Source organism: Pseudomonas sp. S44 (assembly GCF_016624805.1).
Lineage (GTDB): Bacteria > Pseudomonadota > Gammaproteobacteria > Pseudomonadales > Pseudomonadaceae > Aquipseudomonas > Aquipseudomonas machongensis.
Map to the genome: position 1 here is coordinate 30,687 of NZ_JACVTY010000035.1, position 13,833 is coordinate 44,519.

11 protein-coding genes are annotated in these 13,833 nt (G+C 63.7%); 5 read left to right on the plus strand and 6 right to left on the minus strand.

Annotated features, from left to right (window positions below):
• Positions 1-175: 175 nt before the first annotated feature.
• The gene (locus tag IAE40_RS21820; RefSeq protein ID WP_200603853.1) at positions 176-2,464 is read right to left on the minus strand and encodes a TonB-dependent receptor; all 2,289 of its coding nucleotides are present in this window, start codon (positions 2,462-2,464) and stop codon (positions 176-178) included.
• Positions 2,465-2,710: 246 nt separating this feature from the next.
• Between IAE40_RS21820 and IAE40_RS21825 the strand changes: the two genes are divergently transcribed.
• Both IAE40_RS21825 and IAE40_RS21830 read left to right on the plus strand, forming a co-directional pair.
• Positions 2,711-3,391 (plus strand): Fe2+-dependent dioxygenase, encoded by a 681-nt coding sequence (locus IAE40_RS21825; protein WP_065864131.1) that lies wholly within the window; start codon positions 2,711-2,713, stop codon positions 3,389-3,391.
• 2 nt (positions 3,392-3,393) lie between these two features.
• Positions 3,394-4,143 (plus strand): tetratricopeptide repeat protein, encoded by a 750-nt coding sequence (locus IAE40_RS21830; RefSeq protein WP_200603854.1) that lies wholly within the window; start codon positions 3,394-3,396, stop codon positions 4,141-4,143.
• Positions 4,144-4,300: 157 nt separating this feature from the next.
• Here the strand turns inward: IAE40_RS21830 and IAE40_RS21835 are convergent, their stop codons facing one another.
• Entirely contained in the window at positions 4,301-5,464 is a 1,164-nt protein-coding gene (locus IAE40_RS21835) for a type III PLP-dependent enzyme (RefSeq protein WP_054892564.1), read from the minus strand.
• 606 nt (positions 5,465-6,070) lie between these two features.
• Between IAE40_RS21835 and IAE40_RS21840 the strand changes: the two genes are divergently transcribed.
• The 3 genes from IAE40_RS21840 to IAE40_RS21850 all read left to right on the plus strand — a co-directional run bounded on the left by IAE40_RS21840 (position 6,071) and on the right by IAE40_RS21850 (position 10,077).
• Complete coding sequence (locus IAE40_RS21840; RefSeq protein ID WP_200603855.1) at positions 6,071-6,559, plus strand: sigma-70 family RNA polymerase sigma factor; 489 nt, start codon at positions 6,071-6,073, stop codon at positions 6,557-6,559.
• A 17-nt stretch (positions 6,560-6,576) separates the two neighbouring features.
• Positions 6,577-7,539 carry a FecR family protein gene (locus tag IAE40_RS21845; RefSeq protein ID WP_200603856.1) on the plus strand — a complete coding sequence of 321 codons (963 nt, stop codon included), beginning with the start codon at positions 6,577-6,579 and terminating at the stop codon, positions 7,537-7,539.
• A gap of 108 nt (positions 7,540-7,647) precedes the next feature.
• Positions 7,648-10,077, plus strand: coding sequence for a TonB-dependent siderophore receptor (locus IAE40_RS21850; protein WP_054892567.1), 2,430 nt, complete (start codon positions 7,648-7,650; stop codon positions 10,075-10,077).
• A gap of 166 nt (positions 10,078-10,243) precedes the next feature.
• On the opposite strand, the gene IAE40_RS21855 is transcribed toward IAE40_RS21850, so the two are convergent.
• Genes IAE40_RS21855 through IAE40_RS21870 form a run of 4 tightly spaced genes read right to left on the minus strand, consistent with a single transcriptional unit; the run spans position 10,244 to position 13,686 of the window.
• Entirely contained in the window at positions 10,244-11,401 is a 1,158-nt protein-coding gene (locus IAE40_RS21855; protein WP_112899114.1) for an osmoprotectant ABC transporter ATP-binding protein OsmV, read from the minus strand.
• Positions 11,398-12,051 carry an ABC transporter permease gene (locus IAE40_RS21860; protein WP_054892569.1) on the minus strand — a complete coding sequence of 218 codons (654 nt, stop codon included), beginning with the start codon at positions 12,049-12,051 and terminating at the stop codon, positions 11,398-11,400. Before IAE40_RS21860 ends, IAE40_RS21855 begins: the two co-directional genes overlap by 4 nt.
• Positions 12,048-12,959 (minus strand): glycine betaine ABC transporter substrate-binding protein, encoded by a 912-nt coding sequence (locus IAE40_RS21865; RefSeq protein ID WP_186710993.1) that lies wholly within the window; start codon positions 12,957-12,959, stop codon positions 12,048-12,050. The genes IAE40_RS21860 and IAE40_RS21865 overlap by 4 nt, the downstream gene beginning before the upstream one ends.
• 13 nt (positions 12,960-12,972) lie before the next feature.
• Positions 12,973-13,686, minus strand: coding sequence for an ABC transporter permease (locus IAE40_RS21870; RefSeq protein WP_054892571.1), 714 nt, complete (start codon positions 13,684-13,686; stop codon positions 12,973-12,975).
• Positions 13,687-13,833 lie beyond the last annotated feature (147 nt).

Consider the following 13,833-nt stretch of genomic DNA (forward strand, 5'->3'; position numbering starts at 1 on the left):
CCCCGCTCACAGGAATGATCGGGGCGGGGGGCGTTCTGTTTAGTGCTCGACTGCACCGGCCTCTTCGCGGGCAAGCCCGCTCCCACAGGTGTTCCACAGATTTGAGGATTGTGGTGTCCCTGTGGGAGCGGGCTTGCCCGCGAAGAGGCCGGTGCAGACTAGCCCAGTCCCATCATCAGAAGTGGACGCTGGTGGTCAGCAGCGCCGTGCGCCCGGCCGCCTGGTTGGCGAAGTGGGTGGAGAAGGCCTTGTCGTAGTACACCTCGTTGGTCAGGTTCTGCACGTTCAGTTGCAGATCGACGTTCTTGGTCAGCTTGTACGCTGCCATGGCGTCGTAGCGCACGTAGCTGTCGACCATGGTGGTGTTGGCCACGCTGCCATACACGTCATCCACATAGAAGGCGCCGCCGCCAACGGTCAGCTTCGGTGTGATGGCGTAGGTGGTCCAGAGGCTGGCGCTGTTGTTCGGCGTATTCGGCAGCTGGTTGCCGTCGTTGGCCTTGCCCAGCGGGCCACCGTCGATCTGGCGTGCCTGCATGTAGGTGTAGCCGGCGAACACCTGCCACTTGTCGGTGAGCTTGCCGCTGGCCGACAGCTCGATGCCCTGCACGCGGGTTTCGCCGACGTTCTCGTAGGTGGTGGTGTTCACCTGGACGCGGGCGTTTTCCTTTTCGGTGCGGAACAGCGCAGCGGCCAGGGACAAGCGCTGGTCAAGCAGGTCCCACTTGGTACCGATCTCGTAGTTGGTGGTTTCTTCAGGTTCCAGGTCGCTGGACAGCAGGTTGCCCGAGCGGTCCGGGGTGCCCGGCAGCGGGTTGCCTTCCTGGCCTTCGCCGAGCATCGCGCCCGGTGGCGTGGCGGAGGTGGCGTAGGACACGTAGATGCTGCCGTTGTCGGCCGGTTTCCACACCAGGCCCAACTGGCCGGTGATGAACTCGCTCTTGTCGCGGCCTTTGGCAGTGGTGGCGCCGGCTGCGGTATAGGTCTTGTAGTCGGTGTCGAAGTGGTCGTAGCGCAGGCCCATGTTCAGCAGCCACTGCGGGGTCAGTTCGAGGGTGTCGAAGACGTACAGCGCGCGGGTCTTGCTGTTGGTGGTGGTGCCGGCGTAGTTGCGCGAGATCGCGCCGTTCCACGGGTCGTCCGGGTTGGGGTTGCTCAGCGAGGTGCAGTTGTAACCGCTGGAGACGATCATGCCCGGGGTGCAGTTGGTGCTGGCGTTGCCGGGCGAGGCTGGCGTGGTGTCGGTGTTGACGTTGTAGGAGGACCGTTCGCTTTCTTCGCGGCTCAGCTCGATGCCGGTGGAGAAGCTGTTCTTCAGGCCGCCCAGGTAGAACTCGCCGAACAGGTCGGTCTGGTTGGTGGTCGTGGCGGTATTGCCCACGCGGGTGTTGGCGCGGCGCCAGACACTGCCGTTGTTGACGTTGCCCTTGCTGTCGTCCGGCTGGGTGAGGATGTAGTCCTGCATGCTGTTGCCGTGGCGCAGGGTGTTCTTGATGGTCAGCGAGTCCGACAGGTCGTGTTCGACGGCGATGGTGGCGATGTCTACCCGCGACTTGCGGAAGTCGCGGCCGGTCAGGCCGTAGAAGTTGTCGTGGTCGCCACCTGCGTAAGGCTTGCTCGGGTTGGCCGAGGTACGGGCGCCGGTGCCGCCGGCCGGTACGGTGTAGGGGATGCCCGAATCCGGCAGGTCGTCGCTTTCCAGGTGGTAGTAGTCGAGGTTGACGCGGGTCGGGGTGCCCAGGCCGAAGGCCAGCGACGGGGCGATGCCCCAACGGTCGTAATTGACTTTGTCGCGCCCGGCGACGTTGCTCTCGTGGGTCATCAGGTTGAGGCGCCCGGCCACGCTGTCGCTGAACTGGTAGTTGCCATCGAAGGTGTAGCGCTGGGTCTGGTCGCTGCCCCAGGTCCAGGCAACGTCGAGCGAGTTGCCCAGGTGTGCGCGCTTGCTCACCAGGTTGATGGTGCCGCCTGCCGCGCCGCGCCCGCCAATCGCAGAGTTCGGGCCCTTGGCCACTTCCACCGATTCGATGGCGAAGATCTCGCGTGTCTGTGCACCCGTGTCGCGCACGCCGTCCAGGTAGGTATCGCCCTGGGCGTCAAAGCCGCGGATGAAGGGGCGGTCGCCTTGCGGGTTGCCGCCTTCGCCGGCGCCGAAGGTGATACCTGGCACGGTGCGCAGTGCATCCTGCAGGCTCAGGGCGTTGGTGTCCTTGATCACCTGCTGCGGGATCACCGTGACCGAGCGCGGGGTATCCACCAGCGGCGCAGTGTATTTCTGCGAGGAGGCTTTCTCGACCTTGTACTCGGTGCTCGCCTGTTCGGCCTTGCCGTTGACGCTGGTGGCGTCGAGCGTCACTGGCTGGGCTGCGGGGTCGGCGGCATAGGCCGAGGTCGCGCTGATGGCGACGCCGATGGCGCAGGTGAGCAGGCGTGGAGAGCTGACAGCGGATGGTACGTGGCGCATGTTGTTTTTGACCTTCCCCAAGGTGTGAAGGCCGCGGATGTTAATGTAAGCAATTGTAAGTAACAATTGAGACTCGTTACCATTCGCAAGAAACTTACAATCTTTACATTTTGCCCTTACGGTTTTTCCGGGTTCATGCGTCTGCGCCCGCCATCTGTACCAAAGGGATTGCCCAAACGGCACTTGCCTGTCGCAAAAGGGAATCAATATCATTGGGGCCTTTGCCCTCTGCCAGGTAACCCGCGCATGCTTCTGCACATCCCCGGCCTGTTCGACGCCGACGAGATTTCCCGCATCCGCCAGGCGCTGGAGCAGGCCGACTGGGCCGATGGCAAGGTCACTGCCGGCTACCAGTCGGCCAAGGCCAAGCACAACCTGCAACTGCCCGAAGGCCACGCCCTGGCCAAGGAGATCGGCAGCGCGCTGATCGACCGGCTATGGCGCAATCCTCTGTTCATGTCGGCGGCGTTGCCGCACAAGGTGTTCCCGCCGCTGGTCAATTGCTACCGCGAGGGTGGCAACTTCGGCTTCCACATCGACAATGCATTGCGCCAGCCCAAGGGCAGCCCCGAGCGGGTGCGCACCGACCTTTCGTCCACGCTGTTTCTCAGTGAGCCGGACAGCTACGACGGCGGCGAACTGGTGATCCAGGACACCTACGGTGTGCAGCAGGTCAAGCTGGCTGCAGGCGACATGGTGCTGTATCCGGGCACCAGCCTGCACAAGGTCAACCCGGTGACCCGTGGCGAGCGTTACGCGGCGTTCTTCTGGACCCAGAGCCTGGTGCGCGACGATGGCCAGCGCACGCTGCTGTTCGAGATGGACAACGCCATACGCCAGCTCGGTGCCGATGTGCCCGATCATCCGTCGCTGCTGCAACTGACCGGCACCTACCACAACCTGTTGCGTCGCTGGGCGGAGGTTTGAGCATGTCGTATCAGTTGCGCCGTGAGGACGTGGTCAATGTCGCCGGGCTCAAGGCCATGCTCGAGCACAGCCCTGGCAAGGCCGCCCAGGCGATTCTTGCCGCAGCGGGGCAGGGTGTGGTCGAGGCGCAGGCATTGCTTGGGCAGATCCTGCTCGACGGGCACGGTATCGAACAGGATGAGCGCCTGGCGCGGCATTGGTTCGCCATTGCCGCGCAGGCTGGCAATGCCATGGCCTTCAACATGCTGGGGCGTTGCCTGGAGCACGGCTGGGGTGGGGAGATCGACCTGACCCAGGCGGCCATCCATTACGCACAGGCCGCCGATGCCGACTCCGAGTGGGGCCTCTACAATCTGGGCAACCTGCTGGCTACCGGACGTGGGGTGCCGGTGAACCAGGCGCAGGCGCTGTTCTGCTACGAGAAGGCGGCGCACATGGGACATGCCAAGTCGATGAACCTGTACGGACGTTACCTGGAGCAGGGCATCGCCACGACCGCGAGCCCGGTGCGGGCGGTGCGCTGGTATCGGCGTTCGGCCGAGGCGGGGGATTTTCGCGGAATGTTCAGTTTGGCGCTGGTGCTGGTGGAGCGGGGTGAGATCGCCGAGGCTGGGCCATGGTTCGAGCGGGCGCGAGGGGAGGGCAACCTGAGCTTTCTGCGCAGTGCGTTGGTGACGTTGCAGAACGCAGGGCCGGTGCTGATGAGCTTTGCCGCGCGCTATGCCGAGGAACTGGAGCGGCGCGAGGCCTGATGTCGCCTGTGAGGGCCTCTTCGCGGGTGAACCCGCTCCCACAGGTACAGCGCCAGATTTCAATGTGGCGCGGTCCCTGTGGGAGCGGGTTTACCCGCGAAGGGGCCAGTACAGGCCGCCCACAAACGAAAACGGGGCCTTTCGGCCCCGTTTCGCATTACAGGTAGAAGGCCTTCAGCGGCGGGAAACCGTTGAACTCCACCGCGCTGTAGCTGGTGGTGTAGGCGCCGGTCGACAGCCAGTACAGGCGGTCGCCGATGGCCAGGTTCAGCGGCAGGCCGTACTTGTAGTTCTCGTACATGATATCGGCGCTGTCGCAGGTCGGGCCGGCGATCACCACTTCTTCGGCTTCACCTTTCTTCTCGGTCCAGATCGGGAACTTGATGGCTTCGTCCATGGTTTCGATCAGGCCGGAGAACTTGCCCACGTCGGTGTAGATCCAGCGCTCGACGGCGGTGCGCGACTTGCGCGCCACCAGCACCACTTCGCTGACCAGGATACCGGCGTTGGCGATCAGCGAACGGCCCGGCTCCAGGATGATTTCCGGGAGATCGTCACCGAAGTCTTCCTTGAGGAAGCGGATGATCTCTTCGGCGTAGGTTTCCAGGCTGTTGGTGCGGGTGATGTAGTTGGCCGGGAAGCCACCGCCCATGTTGATCAGCTTCAGCTCGATGCCGTCTTCTTCCTTCAGGCGTTCGAAGATCACCTTGACCTTGGCGATGGCCGCGTCCCAGACGCTGATGTCGCGCTGCTGGGAACCGACGTGGAAGGAGATGCCGTAGGGCACCAGGCCCAGGTCACGGGCCAGGATCAGCAGGTCCATGGCCATGTCGGTCTGGCAACCGAATTTACGCGACAGCGGCCAGTCGGCAGTGGTCGAGCCTTCGGTGAGGATACGCACGTACACTTTCGAGCCCGGCGCGGCCTTGGCGATGTTGCGCAGGTCGGCTTCGGAGTCGGTGGCGTAGAGACGCACGCCCTTCTCGTAGAAGTAGCGGATGTCCTTGGACTTCTTGATGGTGTTGCCGTAGCTGATGCGGTCGGCGCTGACACCACGGCCCAGCACCTTGTCCAGCTCGTAGATCGAGGCGATGTCGAAGCTCGAGCCTTTATCCTTGAGCAGGTCGATGATCTCGACCGCCGGGTTGGCCTTGACTGCGTAGTAGACCTTGGCGAATTCGAAGCCCGCGCGCAGGTCGTCGTAGGCCTGGCTGATCATCTGGGTGTCGATGAGTACGAACGGGGTTTCCTGCTTGTCGGCGAACGCCTTCATTTTCTGGAAGGTATCGCGCGCGAAATAGTCTTCGACCTGGATCGACATGCTTAGGGACTCCATGGGCAAACTGAAAAGATAAGTGGCTGCAAACTGAACGTCCTCCGTATCCCCACTTTGGTTCGCCTACTTCCCAAGGCATGTCGCCGAAAGCAAAAAGGTCGCTGTAAAAAGCGGCGGCCTTGCTGTCTCGTCGTCAGTACTTGAGCCGGATGGATCGTTTCCAGCATGGACGTTCGGCGCGCACTTTAGGGCGTGAGGAATGCAGAATCAACCCGCAATCCCGGCGTGTTCCGGTGCAATCGACGAGCAGCCATTTGAATAACCGACTCGTGTGACCGGCAGATGTTCCCCAGGCCAATTCCAGCGTAAAGAATTGTGGAATGGAGCATGTCGGCCCGTTCGCCAGCGAACCCGTTTTCATAGGCGTCACGGTGTTTGGGCGGCGCCGTGCTCGTTCGCGAAAAGCACTTGGGTGTTCATATTTATGGCCACGCAGAGCGGGTACATCCGTGCCGGAATCCATCGATAAATTTTTTGTTACCAAGGCAAAAAAATGCCCTCGGTCGAACAGGCACACGCCGATTTGCCGCTTTTAATAAGAAGTATTACTATTTGCGACTTCTTGTCCCCGCCTCCCTGACGAGCCAGACCGTGTCCGGACACAAAGGCTTCCTCGACCACTATCACGAGCTGATCGGCACCTGGACGCGCAAGTTGCGCAGTCGTCAGCAGGCCGAGGATCTCGCCCACGATGCCTTCGTCCGCGTGCTGGAAAATCCGCGCGAGCAGGTCGAGCAGCCGCGCGCCTATCTGCACCAGACCGCACGCAATATTGCGGTGGATGGTTTCCGTCGCGAAGACCGCCGTCAGGCCCTGGAAATTGAACTGTTCGATGAAGGCACCGGCCATAGCGGCGACCCGGAAGCCTATATGCACGCGCTGGAGTTGGCCGACACGGTCGAGCGGGCGCTGGCGCAGCTGCCGGTCAACTGTCGGCGAGTGTTCATCTGGCAGAAGCTCGAAGGCTTGACCCAGGCCGAGATCGCCGAACGCATGGGTTTGACCAAGAACATGGTCGAAAAGTATATGATTCGCACGCTCCGACATCTGCGTGAGCACCTGGACGTGACCACCAGATGAGTCAGGAGACCCTTTCGATGAATCAGCAAGGCGCCGACAACCCGCGCGAACAGGCCGCCGCCTGGTTTGTTCGCATGCAGGACGCGCCCGATGACAGTGCCCTGCGCGAGCGTCTGCAGCATTGGCTGGACGAGCGCCCCGAGCACCGCCAGGAATACGAACTGCTCGGCAGGTTGTGGTGTGCAGCCGATTTCATCCCTCCCGAGCGCCTCGAAGCATTGTGCGAACCGGAGCCTGTGCGCCAACTGCCGCGCAGGCGCCTGCTGCGCCAGGCCCTGGCCGCGGGGGTGGCGCTGGCTGCGCTTGGCCTGGGTTGGGGCGGCTGGCAGTACCAGCAAATGAACCACCACGACGTGCTCGCCACGCAGGCGGGCGAGCGGCGCATGTTCGAGCTCCCGGACGGCTCGCGCCTGGAGCTCAACAGTGCCACGCGCATCGACGTTGCGTTCAGCGCCGGGCGCCGGCAACTGCGGCTGCTGGCCGGTGAGGCGATGTTCAGCGTCGCCCACGACAGCAGCCGACCGTTCGTGGTCGATACCGCGCAAGGTAGTGTCACCGTCACCGGCACCCGTTTCGATGTGCGCCAGGACAGCGGCCTGACCCGGGTTGCCGTCGAGCAGGGTTCGGTGAAGGTCGAGGGCGCGGCGGGCTCGCTGGCGCAGTTGGGGGCAGGGCAGGGCGCGCATATCGACCACCAGGGCAAGGTCGCCGCGCCCTACACGATCAACGCCGCCACGCTCACCGCCTGGCGCCAGGGCAAGCTGGTGTTCGACAACGCCACCCTCGCCGAAGTGGTCAGTGAAGTCTCGCGCTACCGCCGCCATCCGCTGTATGTCGCACCGGGCAAGGTGGCCAACCTGCGCCTTTCCAGCACCTTCAGCACCGACGATCCGGATGCGCTGCTGCGGGCTCTGCCGAACATCTTGCCGGTGGCCGTGAAAACCCACTCCGACGGCTCCAGCGAAATAATCGCGAAATAAATTCAGGTTTTTTTCGCCTCGTTCGTCTTCCCCGCCAGCTGCAACTGCCAAGCATTTACATTTGCATGCGGTTGGCATTCATCCCGACTTTCAGGACTGATCGAAGACGTGAACAACAACAAGCCCCTGCTTCATCTGCGCCGCCTGGCGCTAGCCCTGGCGGTCAGCGCCGCTGCCACCCACGGTTATGCCGCCCAGGCCCCGGCCGCCATCCAGATCCAGGCCCAACCGCTGGCCCAGGCTTTGGCCCAGCTCGGCCAGCAGACCAACCTGCAGCTGTTCTTCAGCCCGGACCTGGTGGCCGGCAAACAGGCGCCGGCGGTGTCCGGTAACCTGGCCCCCGAGCAGGCGCTGCAACAGTTGCTGCAAGGCAGCGGGCTGACCTACGAGATGTCCCAGGACACCGTGGTGGTCAAGCCGGTGCAGAGCGCTGGCACCTTGACCACCGGTAGCCTGGAACTGGCGCCTACGGATGTGAAGGTGGTGGGTGACTGGTTGGGCGATGCCGACCAGACCGTGGTGCAGAACCACCCCGGCGCGCGTACCGTAGTGCGCCGCCAGGAAATGGTCGAGCAGGGCACCATGAACGTGCGCGACGCGCTGCGTGGCATCCCAGGCGTGCAGGTACAGGACTCCAACGGCACCGGCGGCAGTGACCTGTCGCTCAACGTCGGGGTGCGCGGCCTGACCTCGCGCCTGTCGCCACGCTCGACCGTGCTGATCGACGGCGTGCCGGCGGCCTTTGCTCCTTATGGCCAGCCGCAGTTGTCGATGGCGCCGATCTCCTCGGGCAACCTCGACAGCATCGACGTGGTCCGCGGTGCAGGCTCGGTGCGTTATGGCCCGCAGAACGTCGGCGGGGTCATCAACTTCGTCACCCGGGCGATCCCGGAAAAAGCCACGGCCGAGCTGGGCACCACCCTGGAAACCTCCAGGTACGGTGGCTGGAAACACACAGAGTCGGCCTTCGTCGGCGGTACTGCCGACAACGGCATCGGCGTCGCGTTGCTGTACTCCGGCGTCAACGGTAACGGCTACCGCCGCAGCAACAACGACAACGACATCGATGACGTGCTGCTCAAGACCCACTGGGCACCCACCGACAGCGACGAGTTCTGGCTCAACTTCCACTACTATGACGGCCGCGCCGACATGCCCGGTGGCCTGACCCAGGCGCAGTTCGACCGCGATCCGTACCAGTCTGTGCGCGACTACGACTACTTCAGCGGCCGTCGCAAGGACGTCTCGTTCAAGTGGCAGCGCCAGCTCGACGAAGCCACTCAATTCGAAGTGCTGACCTACTACACCGACAGCTTCCGCGGCAGCGCCATTGCCGCCCGCGACCAGCGCACCCTGTCGTCGTTCCCGCGCAACTACACCACCTTCGGTATCGAGCCACGCGTGTCGCGGGTCTTCTTCACCGGGCCTGTGACTCAGGAAGTCAGCGTCGGTTATCGCTACCTGAAGGAAACCATGCGCGAGCAGGCATCGCGCCTGGCGCTGATCGACAACGTGCCGACCGTCACCCCGACCTCCGATGGCCACGTCTACCAGGACCGTACTGGCGGTACCGAGGCCAGTGCCTACTACATCGATGACAAGATCGACGTCGGCAACTGGACCATCACCCCGGGCATCCGCTTCGAGCACATCAACACCGACTGGCGCGACCGTCCGGTGCTGGACACCAACAACCGCCCGGTCCCGGAGAAGAACCGCAGCATCACCAGCAACGAGCCGCTGCCGGCCCTGAGCGTGATGTACCACATGTCCGAGGCGTGGAAATTGTTCGCCAACTACGAGACGTCGTTCGGTAGCCTGCAGTACTTCCAGCTGGGCCAGGGCGGCTCGGGTGACAACACCGCCAACGGTCTGGAGCCGGAGAAAGCCAAGACCTACGAGATCGGTACCCGCTATGACGACGGCCACTTCGCTGGCGAGCTGACTGCGTTCTACATCGACTTCGACGACGAACTGCAGTACATCAGCAACGACGTGGGCTGGACCAACCTGGGGGCGACCAAGCACCAGGGTATCGAGGCGTCGGTGCGCTATGACCTGGCCGGCCTGGATCCGCGACTGGACGGCCTGTCGGCCAATGCCGGCTTCACCTACACCCGTGCCACCTATGAAGGTGAGATCCCTGGCTTCAAGGGCCGCGACCTGCCGTTCTACTCGCGCCAGGTGGCCACGGCCGGGCTGCGTTACCAGATCAACCGCTGGACCTGGAACCTGGATGCCTATGCCCAATCCAAGCAGCGCGCACCGGGCACCGGGGTCAATGCCGACGGCAGCTTCACCGGCAACTACATCACCCAGCCTAGCGCCGATGGACAGTACGGCAACATTCCGGGCTATGTGACCTGGCATGCGCGTGGTGGCTATGACTTCGGCCCGCAGCTGTCGAACCTGAAGCTGGCGGCGGGGGTGAAGAACATCTTCGACAAGCAGTACTACACCCGTTCCAGCGACAACAACGCCGGGTTGTACGTGGGTGAGCCGCGCACCTTCTATGTGCAGGCCAGTGTAGGGTTCTGATACCGAGTCGCCCCATTCGCGGGCAAGTCGGATCGCCGCACCGCCGCTCCCACAGGGTCCAGCGCAATCCCTGTAGGAGCGGGCTTGCCCGCGAATAGGCCGGTACAAACACTACCTATCCAGGATTTGCTTCGACATTGCCGGGGCGCAAAGCGCCCCCGGCAATCTAGAGGGCCACCGCCTCGGCAGGCGACACGATGCTGGTCTTGGCTCCGCGCGAGCGCCCGGAACTCAGGTAGGCCGCAATGGACTCCTGGGTCACCTCGCCGAGAAACACCTGCTCGGCATCCAGCACCGGCAACCAGGCCCGATTGAACTCGTACATGCGCGACAACAGGATGCGCAGGTGCTCGTCATGGGATGCGGTGGCATTGAACGATCGCAGGAAGTCCCCACAGGTTCCTTGCTGGCGGTGCATGTCGCGCCGGCGCACATACCCCATCGCCTTGTTCGCCGCATCGGTGACTACCACGTAGCGACGGTCATGCTCGTCGAGCAACTCCAGCGCCTCGCTCACCGGCGTTTCCGGGCTGACCGACGGCGCGTTGTCCGCGGCATCTTCTGCGCGCACCAGCAGCAGGCGCTTGAGGGTGCTGTCCTGGCCGACGAAGTTGCTGACGAAGTCGTCCACCGGGTGCGCCAGCAGGGTGTCCGGGTGATCCAGTTGCAGCAGCTTGCCTGCGCGGAAGATGGCGATCTTGTCGCCCAGCTTGATGGCCTCGTCGATGTCGTGGCTGACCATGATCACGGTCTTGTTCAGCGCCCGCTGCATCTCGAAGAACTCGTTCTGGATCATCTCGCGGTTGATCGGGTCGACCGCGCCGAACGGCTCGTCCATCAGCAGCACCGGGGCCTCGGCCGCCAGCGCGCGGATCACGCCGATGCGCTGCTGCTGACCACCCGACAGCTCGCGCGGGTAGCGCTGCAGGTATTGCTTGGGCTCGAGCTTGATCATGCTCATCAGCTCGCGGGCGCGGTCATGGCAGCGCTGCTTGTCCCAGCCGAGCAGGCGCGGCACCACGGTGATGTTCTCCTCGATGGTCATGTTGGGGAACAGGCCGATCTGCTGGATCACGTAGCCGATGTGCCGACGCAGGGTCACTTCGTCGAGGCCGGTGGTGTCCTCACCATTGATGAACACCTGGCCGGAGGTCGGGGTGATCAGGCGATTGATCATCTTCAGCGTGGTGCTCTTGCCGCAGCCGGAAGGGCCGAGGAACACGCAGATTTCGCCTTCGTTGACGGTGAGGCTGACCGAGTCGACGGCTTTGACGTCCTTGCCGTTGACGTTGAAGGTCTTGCTGAGGTTCTTGAGTTCGATCATGAGCGCAGTCCTTCTGGAGTCAGGGCACGTTGCAGGGTTTGCAGGAGCAGGTCGGCGATGATCGCCAGCAGGCTGACCAGCACGGCGCCGACCAGCAGCATCGACATGTCGCTGCGGCTGATGGAGGTGAGGATGAGCACACCCAGGCCACCGGCACCGATGGTCGCGGCGATGGTCATCACGCCGATGTTCATCACCACGGCGGTGCGCACGCCGGCGAGGATCACAGGTACGGCGATGGGCAGCTCGACCATGCGCAGGCGCTGGCCGAAGGTCATGCCGATGCCGCGTGCCGCTTCGCGGATGCCAGGCTCGACGTTGGTCAGGGCCAGGTAGGTGTTGCGCAGGATCGGCAGCAGCGAATAAAGGAACACCGCCGTGATTGCCGGCAGCGGGCCGAGGCCTTGGCCGAACTTGCTGTAGAACGGCAGCAGCAGGCCGAACAGGGCAATCGACGGGATGGTCAGCAGCACCGTGGCGCTGGCTTGCAGCGGGCCGGCCAGTACCGGGAAGCGGGTCATCAGGATGCCCAGCGGCACGCCGATGACAATGGCCAGGCTGACGGCGATGCCGACCAGCATGATGTGTTGCCCGGTCAGTTGCAGGACCAGGGCCCAGTCGAGATGGGCGAAGGTATCGATCAGGTTCATCGCGCGACCTCGCTGAAGGCATGTTCACGCAGGAAAGCGGCCGCCACGCTGGACGGGCTCTGGTGCTCGACATCGACCTTGGCGTTGAGCTGGCGCATGGTCTCGTCGTCGAGCGTCTCGGCCAGAGGCTTGAGCAGGTCGGCCAGTTGTGGATGGGCGTCGAGCACGGCCTTGCGCACCACCGGTGCTGCGGTGTAGTCGGGGAAGTAGTGCTTGTCGTCGTCCAGCAGCTTGAGGTCGAAGGCGCTGAGGCGGCCGTCGGTGGTGTAGACCAGGCCGGCGAACACTTGGTTGTTGCGCAGGGCGGTGTAGACCAGGCCCGCATCCATCTGGCGGATGTTGGCGCGCCCCAGTTGCATGCCGTACATCGCCTGCAGGCCATCGAGACCGTCGGGGCGATTGGCGAACTCGGTATCCAGCGCCACTAGGTGCTTGCGCGCCTGTTCGTCCTGCAGCACCTGGTTCAACTGGCTGATGCTGGTGACCTGCGGGTAGGCTTCGGCGACCTTGCGTGGCAGGGCCAGGGCATAGGTGTTGCTGAACTTGGAGGGGGTCAGCCAGATCAGGTCCTTCTTCGCATCGAGGGCCTTGACCTTGTTGTAGGTCGCTTCGGCGCTGGGCATGCGCTCCTCGATGTGGTTGTAGGAGACCAGCGATACCCCGGTGTACTCCCACATCAGGTCGAGCTGCCCGGTTTCGTGGGCCTGGCGCGCCAGGCTGCTGCCCAACCCGCCGGTGACTCGGACCTGGAAGCCGTTGGCACGCAGGTACTGGGCAGTGATTTCGGCGAGCACGGTCTGCTCGGTGAACACCCGCGCGCCGATGCGCACCAGGGGTTTTTCTGCAGCTTGGGCAAAACCTGCGCATAGCAGTGCCGCGCCCAGCAGCAAGGCGATTGTCTTTTTCATGGGTTCCCTCTTGTTATCCGGCCAGGCCGCGTTCCAGCCAGCGCTTGCTGGAGAAGCTCACCAGGGCATCCAGTACCAGGGCCAGGAGCGCCGTGCAGGCGGCGCCCAGCAGCAGCTGTGGCTGGTTGTTCAGGGCGATGCCGGGGAAGATCAGGCTGCCAAGGCTGTTGGCGCCGATCAGAAACGCCAGTGGTGCGGTGCCCACATTCAACGCCAGGGCCACGCGCACGCCGCCGACGATGATCGGCACGGCGTTGGGCAGCTCCACCTGCCAGAGTTGCTGGCGCGGGGTCATGCCGATGCCGGTGGCGGCTTCCTTGAGCGAGGCGGGGACGTTTTTCAGGCCCTCGTAGGTGTTGCGCACGATGGGCAGCAGGGAGGCGAGGAACAACGCGAAGATCGCAGGACCTGCGCCGATGCCCAGAATGCTCAGGGCAATGGCCAGAACGGCCAGGGGGGGAATGGTGTTGCCAACGTTGAAGAACTGCATGAAGCGCTCGGCTTTGTCGACCCGGTGCGGTCGACTGAGCGCAATGCCGGCGGGGATGCCCACGGCCAGCGCCGCCGCCATCGAAGCCAGCACCAGTACCAGGTGCGCTTGCAGGTAGAACCCAAGATCGTCGCGGTAACGCGCGATCGTGTCAGTGCCGATCCAGTGGATCAGCAGGGCCAGGATGACGAGCACGCAGGCCCATCCCATCAGCCCTTTTCCGTAGCGTTTCGCCACAGGTGGACTCCTTATGTCGTCGGCGGACACACTTCTTCGTAGCCGGCCCGTGCGGGAGGCGGGTGGTGTGTTCGCGAGTAGCAGCGTGACGCCTGCGAGGCAGTGCGTTCATGCCATGAGTCGAGCCCCGTCAGGCTCGTGAATGCT